Origin of the sequence: Shinella zoogloeoides (assembly GCF_020883495.1) — a bacterium.
GTDB lineage: Bacteria > Pseudomonadota > Alphaproteobacteria > Rhizobiales > Rhizobiaceae > Shinella > Shinella zoogloeoides.
The window spans coordinates 2,788,788-2,805,804 of sequence record NZ_CP086610.1 but is presented as its reverse complement, the minus strand read 5'-3'; the positions used below and the strand labels follow the sequence as shown (position 1 = coordinate 2,805,804).

At 64.5% G+C, this 17,017-nt stretch carries 11 protein-coding genes; 1 reads left to right on the top strand and 10 read right to left on the bottom strand.

Going from position 1 to position 17,017, the window contains the following annotated elements; all coding sequences use genetic code 11:
• From glgC to K8M09_RS13870, 10 genes are all read right to left on the bottom strand, one after another.
• Entirely contained in the window at window positions 1-1,263 is a 1,263-nt protein-coding gene (gene glgC, locus K8M09_RS13915) for a glucose-1-phosphate adenylyltransferase (protein WP_160785219.1), read from the bottom strand.
• A 64-nt stretch (window positions 1,264-1,327) separates the two neighbouring features.
• Window positions 1,328-3,553 carry a 1,4-alpha-glucan branching protein GlgB gene (gene glgB, locus K8M09_RS13910; protein ID WP_160785220.1) on the bottom strand — a complete coding sequence of 742 codons (2,226 nt, stop codon included), beginning with the start codon at window positions 3,551-3,553 and terminating at the stop codon, window positions 1,328-1,330.
• Window positions 3,553-6,012, bottom strand: coding sequence for a glycogen/starch/alpha-glucan phosphorylase (locus K8M09_RS13905; protein ID WP_160785221.1), 2,460 nt, complete (start codon window positions 6,010-6,012; stop codon window positions 3,553-3,555). The genes glgB and K8M09_RS13905 overlap by 1 nt, the downstream gene beginning before the upstream one ends.
• Window positions 6,013-6,223: 211 nt before the next feature.
• Window positions 6,224-7,402 (bottom strand): vWA domain-containing protein, encoded by a 1,179-nt coding sequence (locus K8M09_RS13900; protein ID WP_160785222.1) that lies wholly within the window; start codon window positions 7,400-7,402, stop codon window positions 6,224-6,226.
• A gap of 141 nt (window positions 7,403-7,543) precedes the next feature.
• Entirely contained in the window at window positions 7,544-8,431 is an 888-nt protein-coding gene (locus tag K8M09_RS13895) for a transglutaminase family protein (protein WP_160785223.1), read from the bottom strand.
• Window positions 8,432-8,452: 21 nt separating this feature from the next.
• A complete protein-coding gene (locus K8M09_RS13890; RefSeq protein ID WP_229342377.1) occupies window positions 8,453-10,831 on the bottom strand; it encodes a circularly permuted type 2 ATP-grasp protein in 2,379 nt (792 codons plus the stop codon).
• Between the two features lie 148 nt (window positions 10,832-10,979).
• Window positions 10,980-14,300, bottom strand: a complete 3,321-nt coding sequence (locus K8M09_RS13885) for a transglutaminase family protein (protein WP_160785224.1) — start codon at window positions 14,298-14,300, stop codon at window positions 10,980-10,982.
• 118 nt (window positions 14,301-14,418) lie between these two features.
• Window positions 14,419-15,195: a VOC family protein gene (locus K8M09_RS13880; protein ID WP_160785225.1), complete on the bottom strand. Its 777-nt coding sequence runs from the start codon at window positions 15,193-15,195 to the stop codon at window positions 14,419-14,421.
• 28 nt (window positions 15,196-15,223) lie between these two features.
• Window positions 15,224-15,958, bottom strand: a complete 735-nt coding sequence (locus K8M09_RS13875) for a DUF899 domain-containing protein (protein ID WP_160785226.1) — start codon at window positions 15,956-15,958, stop codon at window positions 15,224-15,226.
• An 80-nt stretch (window positions 15,959-16,038) separates the two neighbouring features.
• The gene (locus tag K8M09_RS13870) at window positions 16,039-16,500 is read right to left on the bottom strand and encodes a MarR family winged helix-turn-helix transcriptional regulator (protein ID WP_160785227.1); all 462 of its coding nucleotides are present in this window, start codon (window positions 16,498-16,500) and stop codon (window positions 16,039-16,041) included.
• 85 nt (window positions 16,501-16,585) lie between these two features.
• Between K8M09_RS13870 and K8M09_RS13865 the strand changes: the two genes are divergently transcribed.
• On the top strand, window positions 16,586-16,990 hold the full coding sequence (locus K8M09_RS13865) for a GFA family protein (RefSeq protein WP_160785228.1): 405 nt from the start codon (window positions 16,586-16,588) through the stop codon (window positions 16,988-16,990).
• Window positions 16,991-17,017 lie beyond the last annotated feature (27 nt).

Here is a 17,017-nt window from a genome sequence, read left to right as displayed (position 1 = left end):
CTATAGCTCCAGCTTGTCGATCATCGGCTGCGTGATGAGGCATATGCCGTTCTCCGAGCGGCGGAAGCGCTTGGCATCGAGTTCCGGGTCCTCGCCGACGACGAGGCCCTCCGGGATGACGACCCGGCTGTCGATGACGACATTCCTGAGTTGCGCATGCCGGCCGATCATCACGTTCGGCAGGATGACGGCCCCTTCGAGGCGGGAATAGGAATTGGCGCGCACGCCGGTGAACAGCAGGCTGCGGTTCAGCGAGGCGCCGGAGATGATGCAGTCGCCGGAAATCAGCGAGGAGGTCGCCGAGCCGCGGCGGTTCTCGTCGTCATGCACGAATTTCGCCGGCGGCTTGATCTCGGCGAAGGTCCAGATCGGCCAGGAGCCGTCGTAGATGTCGAGTTCCGGGGTGACGTCGGTCAGGTCGATATTGGCCTGCCAATAGGCGTCGATGGTGCCGACGTCGCGCCAGTAGGCCTCGCGCTCGAAGTCCGAGCGCACGCAGGAGGCGGTGAAGCGGTGGGCGACGGCTTTGCCGTGCTGCACGATATAGGGGATGATGTCCTTGCCGAAGTCGCGGCTGGAGGTCGGGTCGGCGGCGTCGCGGCGCAGCAGGTCCATCAGGAACTTCGTGTGGAAGACGTAGATGCCCATGGAGGCGAGCGCCATTTCCGGATTGCCGGGAATGCCCGGCGGATCGGCCGGCTTTTCCACGAAGGCGATGATCTGGTCCTTCTCGTCGACATGCATGACGCCGAACCCGGTCGCTTCCATGCGCGGCACTTCGAGGCAGCCGATGGTGACCTGCGCGCCGGAATCCACGTGCTGCTGAAGCATCAGCTCGTAGTCCATCTTATAGATATGGTCGCCGGCCAGGATGACCATGTATTCGACGCCGTAATCCTCGATGATGTCGATATTCTGGTAGACGGCGTCGGCCGTGCCTTCGTACCACTGGGTCTCGGAGACGCGCTGGGAGGCGGGCAGGATATCGAAGCTCTCGTTACGCTCGGGACGGAAGAAGTTCCAGCCGCGCTGCATGTGGCGGATCAGCGAATGGGCCTTGTACTGGGTGGCGACGCCGATGCGTCGGATACCGGAGTTCAGCGCATTGGAGAGCGCGAAATCGATGATGCGCGCCTTGCCGCCGAAATGCACGGCGGGCTTGGCGCGCCGGTCGGTCAGCTCCTTGAGGCGGCTGCCGCGTCCCCCTGCCAGAACATAGGCCATCGCATCGCGGGCGAGGGGTTGATTGCGCTTCTGCTCCATGGTGTCCTCCCGATTATCCCTGTTCTTTGTGCAATTCCGCAGCACGCCTTGCCGGAATTGCGCTTCATGCATCCAGTTCGAGCATCACCGTCGCCAGCGGCGGCAGCGTGATGTCGGCTGCGATCCTTCCATTGTCATGCTTGCGGGCCTCGACGGCCCCGCCGTTCCCCTTGCCCGAGCCGCCGTAGATTTCGGCGTCGGTGTTGAGGATTTCCCGCCACCGGCCCTCCACCGGCAGCGGCACTCCGTAGCCCTCGCGCAGGACGGGGGTGAAGTTGGTGATGACGGCAATCGGCTTTTCGCCGGGGGCCTTGCGCAGCCAGGCGAAGACCGAGTTCTCCCGGTCGTCGGCGATCAGCCATTCGAAGCCGTCGCCCTCGCAGTCGCGTGCATGCAGCGCCGCCTTGTAGCGATAGGTGCCGTTGAGATCGCGCACAAGGCGGCGCATGCCCTCGTGCAGCGGATATTCGAGCAGGTTCCAGTCGAGCGAGCGCGCCTCGCTCCACTCCTGCCACTGGGCGAATTCCTGGCCCATGAAGAGCAGCTTCTTGCCGGGATAGCCCCACATGAAGCCGTAATAGGCACGCAGGTTGGCGAATTTCTGCCAGTCGTCGCCTGTCATCTTGGCGATCAGCGAACCCTTGCCATGCACCACCTCGTCGTGGCTGAGCGGCAGCACGAAGTTCTCCGTGAAGGCATAGAGCAGGCCGAAGGTCATGTCGTTGTGGTGGAACTTGCGATGCACCGGCTCGCGCGACAGATATTGCAGCGTGTCGTGCATGAAGCCCATGTTCCACTTGAAGCCGAAGCCAAGCCCGCCCTCATGCACGGGATGGGAGACCTTCGGCCAGGAGGTGGATTCCTCCGCGATCGTCAGGATGCCGGGATGGCCGGCATAGACGTGGCTGTTCATGGATTGCAGGAAGCGCACCGCCTCCAGATTCTCGTTGCCGCCATATTCGTTCGGCACCCATTCGCCGTGTTTGCGCGAATAGTCGAGGTAGAGCATCGAGGCGACGGCATCGACGCGCAGACCGTCGAGATGGAACTTTTCCGCCCAGTAGAGCGCGTTGTTGATGAGGTAGGAGAGGACTTCCGCGCGGCCGAAATTGTAGATCGCCGTGTTCCAGTCCGGGTGGAAGCCCTGACGCGGGTCCTCATGCTCGTAGAGCGCGGTGCCGTCGAACTTGCCGAGGCCGTGGGCGTCGGTCGGGAAATGCGCCGGCACCCAGTCGAGGATGACGCCGATGCCGACCTTGTGGCAGCCGTTGACGAAGCGGGCGAAACCTTCCGGCTCGCCGAAGCGGGCGGTGGGCGAATAGAGGCCGGTCGTCTGGTAGCCCCAGGACGGATCGAAGGGATATTCGGAGATCGGCAGGAACTCGATATGGGTGAAGCCCATGTCGACGCAGTAGGGGATGAGGCGGTCGGCCAGTTCGTCCCATGTCAGCATGCCGCCATCGGAATGGCGCTGCCAGGAGGCGGCGTGTACTTCGTAGATGGAGATCGGCTGGCGGCGGGCGTCGGTGCCTGCCCAATGGGCCAGATGCGCCTCGTCCTCCCACTTCTGGGCGATCGGGCCGGTCGTCATCGAGGCGTTGTTGGGGCGCAGTTCCGAGCGGCGGGCGAAGGGGTCGGCCTTCAGCGGCAGCACCTCGCCGTTGATGCCGACGATCTCGTATTTATAGGCATGGCCCGGGGTGATGCCGGGCAGGAAGATTTCCCAGATGCCGGTGTCGCGGCGAAGGCGCATGGCGTTGCGCCGGCCGTCCCATTCGTTGAAATTGCCGACGACGGAGACGCGCTTGGCATTCGGCGCCCAGACGGCGAAGTGGAAGCCGTCGATGCCGTCGAGCGTCATCGGGTGAGCGCCCATCTTGTCGAAGAGGCGCAGGTGCGAACCTTCGCGGATATAGTAGTCGTCCATCGGCCCGAGCACGGGGCCGAAGCTGTAGGGATCGATCACCACCCATTCGCCGCCCTCGTTACGGGCGCGGTAGCGGATCGGCTGAAGCTTTTTCAGGGCCACCTCGCCGGCGAAAATGCCGTCCGGGTGGAGTTGTTTCAGTGCGCCGATCTCCTTGCCGGCAAGCGTTTCGGCCGTCACCTCGGCCGCGCCCGGCAGGAAGCAGCGGGCGACATACTTGTCGCCGGCTGCGTGCAGGCCGAGCACGGCAAAGGGATCCCAGTGCCGGCTTTCCAGGATCGCGTCGATGTCCGCCTTCGCCAGAAGCTCTGCCAAGAGATTTGACTGGGTTTCCGTCGTGCTCTTGTTTGGCGGTGCGGTCATCAGGCTCTCCAGATGTCCTTGGCGTATTGGCGAATGGTTCGGTCGGAGGAGAACCAGCCCATGCGGGCGGTGTTCCTGATGGTCTTGGAATACCAGGACGTCTTGTCGGTCCAGATGGCGTCGACTTCGCGCTGGGCTTTCGCATAGGCGTCGAAATCGGCGGCGACCATGAACCAGTCGTGATTGTAGATGCCGTCGACGAGGCCGGCGAAGCGGTTGCGGTCGTCGGGTGAGAAGACGCCGGAGGCGATTGCCTGAAGGGCTTGCGACAACTCGCGGGACTGCTCGATGATGGCGCGGGGATTGTGTCCCTCGGCGCGAACCTTCGCCACTTCCTCGGCCGTCATGCCGAAGATGACGATGTTCTCCTCGCCGACATGATCGCGCATCTCGACATTCGCGCCGTCGAGCGTGCCGATGGTCAGCGCGCCGTTCAACGCGAACTTCATGTTGCCGGTGCCGGAGGCTTCCATGCCGGCGGTGGAAATCTGCTCGGACAGGTCGGCGGCCGGCACCATGATCTCGGCGAGCGAGACATTGTAGTTCGGCACAAAGACGACCTTCAGCAGGCCGCGCACGGCCGGGTCGTTGTTGATCACCTTGGCCACGTCGTTGGCGAGTTTGATGATCAGCTTGGCATTGTGGTAGCTCGGCGCCGCCTTGCCCGCGAAGAGCTTTACACGCGGGACCCAGTCCAGCTCGGGATGCGAGCGGATCTGGTCGTAGAGGGCGACGGCCTCGATGATGTTGAGAAGCTGGCGCTTGTATTCGTGGATGCGCTTGATCTGGATGTCGAACATCGCGGCGGGATCGATGCGCACGCCCATGCGGCTGCCGACCAGATTGGAAAGCCGGTTCTTGTTCTCGCGCTTGATCGCGGCGAAGCGTTCCTGGAAATCCCGGTTGTCGGCGAAGGCGTCCAGCGCCGGCAGCGCCTCGGCGTCGTCGACGAAGGCGTCGCCGATGGACTCGCGGATCAGCTCGAACAGGCCGGGGTTGCATTGCATCAGCCAGCGGCGCGGGGTGATGCCGTTGGTCTTGTTGTTGATGCGGTCGGGATAGAGCTTGTGAAGGTCGGCAAAGACCGTTTCCTTCATCAGCTCGGTATGCAAGGCCGACACGCCGTTGATCGAATGCGAGCCGACGAAGGCGAGGTTGCCCATGCGCACGCGGCGTTCGCCGCTCTCCTCGATCAGCGAGATGTTGCGGACGCGCTGGTCGTCGAGACCGTGGTCCTTGCGCGCTTCCAGCAGGATCCTGGCGTTGACCGCGTAGACGATCTGCATGTGGCGCGGCAGCAGGCGTTCGAACAGCGGGACGGGCCAGCTTTCCAGCGCTTCCGGCAGCAGCGTGTGGTTGGTGTAGGAGAAGGTGCGGCGGGCGATATCCCAGGCGATGTCGAAGTCGAGACCATGCACGTCCGTCAGGAGGCGCACCAGTTCGGCGACGGAGACGGCGGGGTGGGTATCGTTGAGCTGGATGGCGACGGCATCCGGCAGCGACGTGAAGTCCGGATACTGCTGGAGGTGGCGGCGCAGGATGTCCTGCAGCGAGGCGGAGCAGAAGAAGAACTCCTGGCGCAGGCGCAGTTCCTGACCGGCGGGCGTGGCATCGGCCGGGTAGAGCACGCGCGTCAGGCTTTCCGCCTTGTTGCTCTCGCGAAGAGCGCCGATATGGTCGCCGGCATTGAATGCGTCGAGCAGGATCGGGTCGATGGGGTTGGCGGCCCACAGGCGCAGCGTGTTGACGCGCTTGGCGCGCCAGCCGACGGCCGGCGTGTCATAGGCCGTGGCGATGACGCGCTCGGCCGGCTTCCAGACGAAGCGCTGCTTGTCCTCGCCGATATTGATCGTCTCGACGGCGCCGCCGAAGCCGATCTCGTAAGAGCTTTCGCGACGCTCGAATTCCCAAGGATTGCCGTGGGCGAGCCAGGTTTCGGGCAGCTCGACCTGCCAGCCGTCCGCCATCTGCTGGCGGAAGAGGCCGTGTACGTAGCGGATGCCGTAGCCATAGGCCGGCACGTCCACCGTCGCCATGCTTTCCATGAAACAGGCGGCGAGGCGGCCGAGACCGCCATTGCCGAGCGCGGCGTCCGGCTCCAGTTCCGCGATGACGTCCAGATCGACGCCGAGCGAGGTGAGCGCGTGGCGCATCTCGTCGAGAATGCCGATATTCGTCATCGCGTCACGCATCAGGCGGCCGATGAGGAATTCCAGCGACAGATAGTAGACGCGCTTGGCGCCGGTGGAATAGGTGCGGCGCGTGGAGTCCATCCACTTGTCGGTGACACGGTCGCGCGCGACGAGGATCGCCGCCGTCAGCCAGTCATGAGGCTTGGCGACCTTCGGGTCCTTGCCGATACGATATTTGAGACGTTCCAGAAGCTCTGTCGCAAGCTGTTCTCTATCCGATGAACGGGGGGCTGGAGCGAGGTCGTTGGTGGTTGCCCGGTTCGTCATCGGTGAGCTTTTTCCCTTCGCATTGCCTGCCTCCGCCTTGGCGAAAAGCACGTTTAAATCAATTTATGCATCTATCCGAAGCGCTTGCAATATGCCTTTTCAAGAAAGGGCGCATGCATTTTCGGCATATCTGAAACGGGTGGCGGGACGTAGAAAAACCCGCCGCGCGGGAGCGCGGCGGGCTGGCTTTCGCTGATCGGGACGGCCCGGATTATTTCGTGACGCGGGCGATTGTCTTCGAGGTCTGCTGGCCGATGCTCTTGAAGGCGGCGAGGAGGTCCGCCGTGCTCTCTGCGAGGAAGTAGTGGCTCTGCGTGGTGGCGCAGGCGCTGAGCAGGGCCTGGCCGCGGCTCGGCGCCATGAAGGCGATCGTATAGACTTCGATCTTCTTGGTACGCGCAAGGTCGCAATATTCCAGCGTCACCTTGTCCGCGTTGCTCTGGTTGTTGTCACCGTCGGTCATGAAGACGATGTATTTCGCGGGAACCTGCCCGTTGCCCTGCTTATCCTTGTGAGCCTGCGCCTCCGTATCGAGCATCAGGCTGTCATAGGCGATCTTGAAGGCCGGGGCCGAGTTCGTGTTGCCGTCGGCCGTCAGGGCGTTGACGTAGTCGAGAACGCCTGTTGTGCCCCAGTCGAGAGGCTTCGCTTTCTGGGCCGCGCTGTTATAGGAAACCGCGCCGGTACGCACATAGGTCGCCGTGGGGTCGGCGATATCGATCTGGGTGAGAAGGCTGGCGGTCGCAAGCTTCAGCGACTCGATACGCGTCAGGTTCTTCGAGCAGACCTTGTCCGGCTTCTTCTTGGTAGGGCAGGGATAGGACGTGGTGCTTTTCGTTTCTTCGCCCATGGACCCGGATTTGTCGAGCACGAAATACATGGAGAAGGCGCTCTTCGAGTCGGCCGTGCCGCTTTCCGCGATGCTCGTCGTCTCCAGCGTGCCGTTCTGGTGGCCGAGGAGCTGCCGCGTGAGGACGTTGTATTTTACGGAATAACTGGCGTCTATTTCCACCTTGTACGACTTGCCGGTGCTCCCGATCGCCGTTTCCGTAATGTTGATCACGGGGGCGGTGTCGACCAGCGTCGCGTCGCCTTCCTTGACGATGGAGGACGCCCCGCTCATCTGCAGCGTGAAAAGCTCCTGGGCGATGATCCTGGCTTCGTCGATGGATTTGCCGTCGTTCGCCAGCGCCGCCGCGGCGGCGAGAACGGCGGCGTCGGACGCATCCTGCAGCTCGGCTTTCGCAAGGACCGTCTTGGTGAGGTCTATCGCGACGCCGGCGGCCATGAGGATGACCGGGATGACGACGGCGGTCACCATCGCGAAATTGCCCGAGCGGTCGCGCAGCAAGCGCGATACGAGCGTCGATTTTTCTGCCATCTTCGTCATGAGGCTTCACCCACCATCGTCATAATGTGGCTGAAGGCTACCAGCGAAGTGTTATTCAACGGTTCGGCGGCGTGGTATAGTTTTCGTAAAATTGCATGCATCCCGAAAACACGCGCTTTCCCGCTGTTTCCAAACGGGAATTCACGGTGCCGGCCGCACCGGAATGACATCGACAGCCTGGCTCGTCTGGTGCTGGCCGTAGCCCTTCAGCACGCCGATGACGGGGGCGACATCGGCATAGTCGCGGCCATAGGCGACGACGATATGGTCGGTGCCGGCGGGGATGTCGTTGGTCGGGTCGAGTTCCATCCAGCCGTTCACCCGCCCGCCCCAGTAGCGCACCCAGGCATGCATGGCGTCCGCGCCTTCCAGCCGCTCCTTGCCCGGCGGGGGAATGGTGCGCAGGAACCCGCTGACATAGCCGGCCGGAATGCCGAGGCTGCGTAGCGCCACGATCATCACATGGGAAAAGTCCTGGCAGACGCCCTTCTTCAGCTTGAAGGCCTCGCGCGGGGTCGTGTCCACGCTGGTCGCCTTGGGATCGTAGGTGAAATCCTTGTGGATGCGGGCGCAGAGCGCCGTCGCGATGGCGCGGACCGTCATGCCGGGCTTGGCGATGGCGCGGGCATATTCGGCGATTTCCGGGCATTCCTTCAGCCGCGGGCTCGGGCCGGTGTAATGGTGCGGCGAACCGGCGTCGAGCGACCAGTAGCCGGCGATATCCTCCGGCAGTTCGGCAACGCAGGGCGAGAGGTCGGCGGTCGTCTCGGGCGCATCGACCTGCACGCGGGCCTGCATGCGGATATCGAGCCGCTCGTGCTGGCTGCGGAAGAGGATCGCGCTCATCGGATTTTCGAAGAAATCGTGATGGTCGACCCGCTCGCCGGGATCGGGGGCGACGCCGACCGTGCCGGCGACGAGGCGCTGGCGGCCCTCGATGGAGAGCGGTAGCACGCGCACGATATGCCGGCCGCCGGAAACCGGCGTGTCATAGAGATAGCTGATATGGAGGTTGACGTCGTAGAGCATGGTTCGGCGCCTCCCCCTCGCTCAGCTCAGATAGGTTTGCGCGAGAATGTCGGAGAGCTTTTCCATCTCCGTCTCGAGGCGCTTGTAGACGGCGTCCGTCATCGTCTCCGGCGTCATCACCGCCAGCCCCGCGTGAAGGCGCATGGCCTCGCGGTAGAAGGGCGACATCTGGCCGTTCGAATAGGCATTCGGCAATTGCTCGATCTCGTTCTTGATCTCGTTGAGCTGGTAGAGGATCGAGCGGGGATTGAGCGCGTCGAGCGCCAGAAGGTCGGTGACGGTCAGGCGCGCGGTCGCCACATTGTAGCGGCGGCGATGGGTCATCACGCTGTCGCCGATTTCCAGCAGCATGTCGAGCGCGCCGTCGGGCGCATCCTCGCCGGACATGTGGCCGAGCAGGCGCGTCATGTGCAGGCCGCGTTCGAGGTAACGGCCGATGGAGAGGAACCGCCAGCCGGTGAAGCGGTACATGTTTTCGTGCACAAGGCCGGCGAAGCCCGCGAGCTTGCGCAGCAGCACCGTCATGGCGCGGGTCGCGTCGTCGCCCGGCTCGATGCTGACATGGAAGCGGCGGGCGGTCTTCGACAGGTCGTTGAGCGCCAGCCAGCCGTCCGGCGAGAAGCGGTCGCGGATATTGCTGGCGGAGAAGACGGCGCTGTCGATGTTGCGGATGAGGCTTGTCGGCACGGCCTCGGAGGTGTCGATGTCGAGTGCGTCGAGATAGGTGCTGACGTCCTTCAGCAGCGGCTGTTCGGGATCGGCATATTCGGCGTAGCGGCTGTGCCAGGCGCGCAGGATGCGCAGCGCCCCTTCCGCCCGCTCGATATAGCGGCCGAGCCAGAAGAGGTTGTCGGCCGCGCGGCTCGGCAGGCTGCCGGGCATGTTGCGGGTAAAATCTTCCTCCGGCGGCAGCAGCGAGGTGCGCTCGACGGGCTTGCGGCTGACGATCCACACGTCGGCCGCCGAGCCGCCTTCCTGCATGGCGATGGCCGCGACATTGTCGCCGGCGCCGATGCGGGCGAAGCCGCCCGGCATGATCTGCCAGCCGTCGCGCGTGCGGGCGGCGAAGACGCGCAGCGACATCGGCCGCGGCACCAGCTTGCCGCCGACGAAAGCGGGCGTGGTGGAGAGCGTGACGGCTTCCTGCCCGACGAGCTTGGCGCCGTCGCTCGCCAGCCATTCGGCGATGGACTGTTTTGCGGTGTCGCGCAGGCTGGAGCCGAGCACGGACTGGGCATTGTCGTCGAAGAAGGGCCGCGTGGAATAGGCCGGGCCGATGACCATGCGCTCGATATTGGCCGTGACGTGCTCGCGCTCGTCCTTCTGCCCGCACCACCAGGTCGCGATGGAGGGAAGGCGCTGCTCCTCGCCGAGCAGGTGCCGGCAGATATTCGGCAGGAAGGCGAGGAAGGCGCGTGTCTCGACGATGCCCGCGCCGAGCGCGTTGACGAAGGTGACGGAGCCGGAGCGCAGCGCCTCGACCATCCCGGGCGTGCCGATATGGGAGTTCTGGTTCAGCTCGAGCGGATCGGCAAAGGCGGCGTCGAGGCGGCGCCAGAGCACGCCGATGGGCTTGAGGCCCGCGACCGTGCGCACCATGACCTTGCCGTCAACGACGGTCAGGTCCTCGCCCTCCAGCAGCATGAAGCCAAGATAGCGGGCGATATAGGCGTGTTCGAAATAGGTTTCGTTGGCAAGGCCGGGCGTCAGGACGGCGATGCGCTCCTCGGCCACTTTGCCGGCCTGCAGTGTGTTGCGGAAAGCGCCGAAGAAGCCGGCGAGGCGATGCACATGGGTTTCGGCGAAGACGTCGGAAAAGGCGCGGGTCGTCGCCACGCGGTTCTCCAGCGCGAAGCCCGCGCCGGAGGGAGCCTGCGTACGGTCGGAAAGCACCCACCACTTGCCGTCCGGCCCGCGGCCGATCTCGAAGGAGACGAAATGCAGGAAATGCTTGCCGTCCGGCTGCACACCGACGAGCGGGCGCAGGAATTCGTCATTGGAGGCGACGAGGGCAGGGGGCAGGAGACCGTTCGCGACCAGCTCGTTCCGGCCGTAGATATCCGCGACGACGGCTTCCAGCAGCTCGGCGCGCTGGACGAGGCCGCGCGACAGGTGCTCCCATTCCGCCTCGTCGATGAGGACGGGGATGTGCGAGAGCGGCCAGGCGCGGTCCGTTCCCGCCTCCTTGCCATAGGCGCGGTAGAAGACGCCGGCATCGCGCAGGTAGCGGTCGGCGCGGGCGAAGCGTCCGGCAAGGTCTGTTTCGTCCATGCGCTCGAGCGCCGAGAGGAGGGGACGCCAGACGGGGCGCACCGCGCCTTGCGTATCGACCATCTCGTCGGCAATGCCGGGAAGGGGCGCATAGGCGCGTGCGGAGGCGTCCGCCGCCTCGGCCTCGATGCGCTCCGCTTCCGCAGTCGTGGTCTTCAATCCATGTCTCCTGGGAGCTGCGGCATGTCCGCGTCTCTTCGAATCGCGAAAATGCTCCAGCTCTTTGTTTCGCGCAATTGCGGATGCAAAACCGCTGCGCACTTTTGCCGGAATTGCTTCAGATACCGGGCGGCCGGCGCAGGTCCAGCGTCAGCGGGAATTCCGCCGGCGGTGTTTCCGGCCACAGCGTATAGCCGCCCGCCCTGTGCCCCCAGGGCTCGAACCGCGCCAGCCGGCGCGCCTCGGCCTCGTTGCCGTTTACCGGGAAGGTGTCATAGTTGCGTCCGCCGGGATGGGCAACGTGGTAAATGCAGCCTCCGATGGCTCTTCTCGACCATGTATCATAAATGTCGAAAGTAAGCGGTGTGTTGACGGGCAGCACCGGATGGAGGCCCGAGGCGGGCTGCCATGCCTTGAAGCGCACGCCGGCGACCGAGACGCCCTTGGCGCCCGTGGAGCGCAGCGGCATGGGCCTGCCGTTGCAGGCGACGGCGTAGCGCTCGGGATTGGCCGTTTCCAGCTTCACCTGCAGGCGCTCGACGGATGAGTCGACATAACGCACCGTGCCGCCGATCGCGCCCTGTTCGCCCATGACATGCCAGGGCTCCAGCGCCTGCCGCAGTTCGAGGTTCGCGCCCTCGTATTCTACCTCGCCGCAGAAGGGGAAGCGGAATTCGAGCTGGGCGGAAAACCATTCCGGGCGCAGTTCGAAGCCGTTCGCCTTGAGGTCGGCGAGGACATCGAGAAAATCCTGCCAGACATAATGCGGCAGCATGAAGCGGTCGTGCAGTGTGGTGCCCCAGCGCACGAAGCCGCCCTGCGCCGGGTTCTGCCAGAAGCGGGCGATGAGGGCGCGGATGAGGAGCTGCTGGGCAAGGCTCATGCGGGCATTCGGCGGCATCTCGAAGCCGCGGAATTCGACGAGGCCGAGGCGGCCGGTCGGGCCATCCGGCGAGAAGAGCTTGTCGATGCAGATTTCCGAGCGGTGCGTGTTGCCGGTGACGTCCGTCAGGAGGTTGCGGAACAGGCGGTCGACGAGCCAGGGCAGCGGCGGCTGGCCCTCGCCCGGCGGCGGCACCTGCGAGAGCGCGATTTCCAGCTCGTAGAGTGAATCGTGGCGCGCCTCGTCGATGCGCGGGGCCTGACTGGTCGGGCCGATGAAGAGGCCCGAAAAAAGGTAGGAGAGCGAGGGGTGGCGCTGCCAGTGCAGCACGAGGCTCTTCAGGAGGTCGGGACGGCGCAGGAACGGGCTGTCGTTCGGATTCGCGCCGCCGACGACCACATGGTTGCCGCCGCCGGTGCCGGTGTGGCGGCCGTCGATCATGAACTTGTCCGCGCCGAGACGGGACTGGCGGGCTTCCTCGTAGATCGCCGTGGTGATGTCGACGCAGTCGTCCCAGGTGGAGGCCGGGTGGATGTTGACTTCGATGACGCCGGGATCGGGCGCGACGCGGATCACGTTGAGGCGTTCGTCATGCGGCGGGGCGTAGCCCTCGATATGGACCGGCAGGCCGAGGGCGGCGGCGGCGCGCTCGGCCGAGGCGATGAGGTCGAGATACTCCTCGACGCTGACGGTGGGCGGCATGAAGACGCAGAGCCGGCCGTCGCGCGGCTCGACCGAGATGGCGGTGCGCACATAGCCGCCGATTTCGTCGGTGGATTGCGGCATCTGCGGCTGCTGGCCCTCGAAGGGCTGGAAATGCGCGGCCTGCAGCGGGCGGCCTGCATCCTCCGCGTAATCAGGCAGTTCGTCGCGTTCGATGGTGGGGTCCATCGGGTTTATGTAGGGATAGACGGCGGGCGAGAGCCAGGGCAGCGAATTCAGCGGCAGGCGGTAGCCGACGGGGCTGTCGCCGGGCACGAGGAAGAGGCGGCCGCGGCGGGTCTGCCACTTCTCGCTCGACCAGCGGCGGCCGCTGGCGCGGGAATTCCACGCCTGAACGGGCAGCACGTAGCCGGTCGGGCGGGTGAGGCCGCGCTCGAAGACGCGGGCGATGCGGCTGCGCTCCTCGGCGTCCTCCAGCTTCGAGTTGGAGGGGTCCACGTTGTTGGGAAGGTTCGCTTCCTTGACCAGCCATTCGGCTGGGTCCTCGAAGGCGGGCACCACGTTTTCGGGCGGAATGTCGAGTTCGCCGGCAATGGCGGTGAGCAGGCGGCCGGCATCGTCATCGGTGACGGGGCGCGGCGCGCTTTCCTCGGCAATGAGGTCCGGGTTCTGCCAGATTGGCTTGCCGTCGCGCCGCCAGTAGAGCGAGAAGGTCCAGCGCGGCAGGCTTTCGCCGGGATACCACTTGCCCTGCCCGTAGTGCAGGAAGCCGCCGGGCGCGAATTTTTCCCGCAGGCGGCGGATGAGCGTGTCGGCCTTCTCGCGCTTGGTGGGGCCGACGGCGGCGGTGTTCCATTCGGCGGATTCGAAATCGTCGATGGAGACGAAGGTCGGCTCGCCGCCCATGGTGAGGCGCACGTCATTGGCGGCGAGCACGCCGTCCACCTCGCGGCCGAGCGCGTTCAGCGCCTCCCAGCTTTCGTCGGAGAAGGGTTTCGTGATGCGCGGATGCTCGGCGACGCGTGTCACCGTCATGGCGAAGTCGAATTCGGTATTCGCCTCGCCGAAATAGCCGCCGCTGATCGGGGCGGCGTTGCGGTAATGCGGCGTTGCGGCGAGCGGGATGTGGCTTTCGCCGGTCAAAAGGCCCGAGGTCGGGTCGAGACCGATCCAGCCGGCACCGGGGATGTAGACCTCGCACCAGGCATGGAGGTCGGTGAAATCCACCTCCGTGCCGGAGGGGCCGTCGAGCGCCTTGAGGTCGGGCGTCAACTGGATGAGATAGCCGGAGACGAAGCGGGCGGCGAGGCCGAGATTACGCAGGATCTGCACGAGCAGCCAGCTTGAATCGCGGCAGGAACCGCGGGCGATGCTCAGCGTCTCTTCCGGCGATTGCACGCCGGGTTCCATGCGGATGACGTAGCCGATTTCCTGCTGGAGCCGCGCGTTAAGGCCAACCACCATGTCCACCGTGCGCTGGCGCGAGCGATCGACGGTCTTCATGAATGCTTCGAGCGCCGGCGTCAGCGGCTCGGGCGTGCGGTAGATTTTCAGGTCCTCGACGAGATCGGCCGGATAATCGAAGGGCCAGTGCTCGGCCTCTTCCTCCACGAAGAAATCGAAGGGATTGTAGACCGTCATGTCGGCGACGAGATCGACCTCGATCTTCAGTTCCGTCACCGGATCGGGGAAGACGTAGCGGGCGAGGTAGTTGCCGTAGGGGTCCTGCTGGAGGTTCACGAAATGGTTTTCGGGCGAGACCTTCAGCGAATGGCTGATCACCTTGGTCTTGGAATGCGCCGCCGGTTTCAGCCGGATGATCTGGGGTCCGAGACGGACCGGGTTGTCGTATTTGTAGTGCGTAAGGTGGTAGATACCGGCCTTGATCGACATGCGCTCTCTGTTCCCCTCGGTGACGGTCTCGCGCCGTCATCGAGGGGAGTGTGTGCAAGGCGAAGGGAGATTGCAAGCGGGAATGACGCGCCCCGCCTGCCTTGCTTGCCCGTGCCGATCAGCGGCTCATGGCGACCAGCGAGAAGAAGGCGCCCTGTGGATCGGTGCAGTTGACGATCCAGGCGCCGCCGGGAACCTCCATCGGCCCCATCACGACCTGCCCGCCGCCGTCCGTCACGCGTTTTGCGGCTGCGTCGAGGCCTTCGACCACGAAATAGTAGCCCCAGAAGGGCGGGGCGGGGGAGGCCGGCGGATTGGTCATCATGCCGCCGATCATGTCGCCGCCGCGCACGCCGAAGGTCTGGTAGACGCCCATGTCATTCTCCGACATGTCGACGGCCATGCCCTTCGTCCAGCCGAAGGTCTTCTCATAGAAGGTCCAGGCCTCGTCGAGCTTTCCGGCCATCAGCTCGTGCCAGCCGATATGGCCGGGCGTCATCATGCCCGGCTGCCCGGGGCTTTCGTCCTCGGTGGTGAAGAGCGAGAAGACAGCGCCATGCGGATCGGCGGCGATGGCGAAGCGGCCGACGCCGGGAATATCCTGCGGCTGGCGGTGGATCTTGCCGCCGTTTGCGGTGATGTCCTTCAGCGTTTCCTCGATCTTGTCGGTGAAGATGTAGCCCATCCACAGCGGCGGCATGCCTTTCGCCTCGGCCGGGGTCTCCATGAGGCCGGCGACCTGGCGTTCGCCGGCATAGGCGAGGGTGTAATTCATGCCCGGCATGCCGGAATCGCGCGTGGACCAGCCGACCACCGATCCATAGAAACGCGCCGCGGCGGGCACGTCCGGGGTGATCAGCTCGTACCAGCAGAACTTGCCATAGTCTTTGTGCATTGGTCTTTCCTCTTGTTGTGCGGGTGGCTCAATCGCAGCAGGATTGCGTCTTCGGCGCGTCGGCATATTCGTCCTTGCGCCTGACGAAGCTGAGCGTGCCGGTCTCGTTGCGGCCCTTCGGCGCGCGGTCGAGGATCATCAGCGTTCCAAGCGCCTCCTCGCCGCCGCGGGCATAGTCGGAATAGGTATGGTAGACGGCGCCGTCCTCGTCCTTGAAGAAGGCGCTGAGGCCGGGCAGTTCGTCATGCGCGTCGGCGGCATCGGTCTCACGGTAATTGTACATGACCTTGCCGTTGGCCAGTTCCTCCTTCGTGAAGGAGACGTGATAGTCGAAATTGAAATCGCTGCCGAAGGACGAGACCCAGGGGAACGCCCAGCCCATGCGCTTGCCGTAGGCCGCCAGCTTTTCCAGCGGCGCGCGGGAAACGGCGATCATCGTGACGTCGTGGTTGTTGAGATGCGGCAGCATGCCGTCGATATGGTCCGCCATGAAGGAGCAGCCGGGGCAGCCGGCCTCCCAGTCTGGCCCGTACATGAAATGGTAGACGATGAGCTGGCTTCGGCCGTCGAACAGGTCCGCCAGCGTCTTGCGGCCCTGCGGTGTGTCGAATGCATAGGCCTTCTCGACCCTGACCCAGGGTAGGGCGAGGCGCTCGGCGCGAACCTTGTCGCGCAGTTTCGTTTCTTCTTTTTCCAGCGACAGCAGCGCTTTGCGGGCGTTCAGCCATTCCTGCCGGGATACGATTTCGTGGTTCGGTCTCATGCTCGGAACTCCTCCTTCACGGGCTTTCGACAAATAAGTTGGTATCAACATTTATTGCCCGTGTCAAAGCGTGGCGCGGTTTACGCCTCCGGCACGGATTGTTTCACGACGGCCTGTAACGCGGCAATGACGGTCTGGGTTGCCTTCGCGATCTCTTTTTCTCCCAGCGCCGCGCCAAGCGCATCGGCCCAGACGGCCTGCCGGCCCTTGATCGTTTCGAGCGCCGCCTTTCCGTCCTCTGTCAGCACCATGAGCTTGGCGCGCTGATGGGCGGGGTTGTCGGCATAGGCAATGAGGCCGTCCTTTTCGAGGAGATCGGCCACGCGCTGCACGCCCTGCCGGGTCATGCCGAGCGCCCGGCCGGCATCGGCGACGGACATCGGCGCATGGTCGGCGGCGGCGAGCACCTGCCAGCGGGCGCTGGTCTGGCCGGCGGGTCTGGCAAGGGCGTCCCCGGCATTCTGGAGATGGCCGGCAAGGCGCAGGACGGAAATGGCGAAGGTGGCGAAGGCATCGCCGGCGGGGGTACGGTTGGAGCTCATATTGACAACATGCTGTCATTCTGCAAGGGTGAATTTGACAACACATTGTCATTTTTGGCCGTCGGGCGCAAGCGAGGAGAATGAGATGCTGAAGACCTACAAGGGAAGCTGCCATTGCGGGAAAATCCGCTACGAGGCCGATATCGACCTTTCCGCCGGCACGGGCCGGTGCAATTGCTCGATCTGCTCGAAGAAGCGCTACTGGGGTGCGCAGATCAAGCCGGCCGCCTTCCGCCTGCAATGCGACGAGGCGGACCTTGGCGATTACCAGTTCAACACGATGAGCGGGCACCACCGCTTCTGCAAGACGTGCGGCATCTCGGCCTTCGGGACCGGCTATGTGGAGGAGATCGGCGGGGAATATGTTTCGATCAACGTCGCTTGCCTCGACAATATCGAGCAGAGCGAACTGGCGGAACTGCCCATCCAGTATTTCGACGGGCGGAACAATGCCTGGTGGAACACGCCGGAAGTGACGCGCCACCTCTAGGAAGGGCCGGGCGCGGGAAAACCTCTC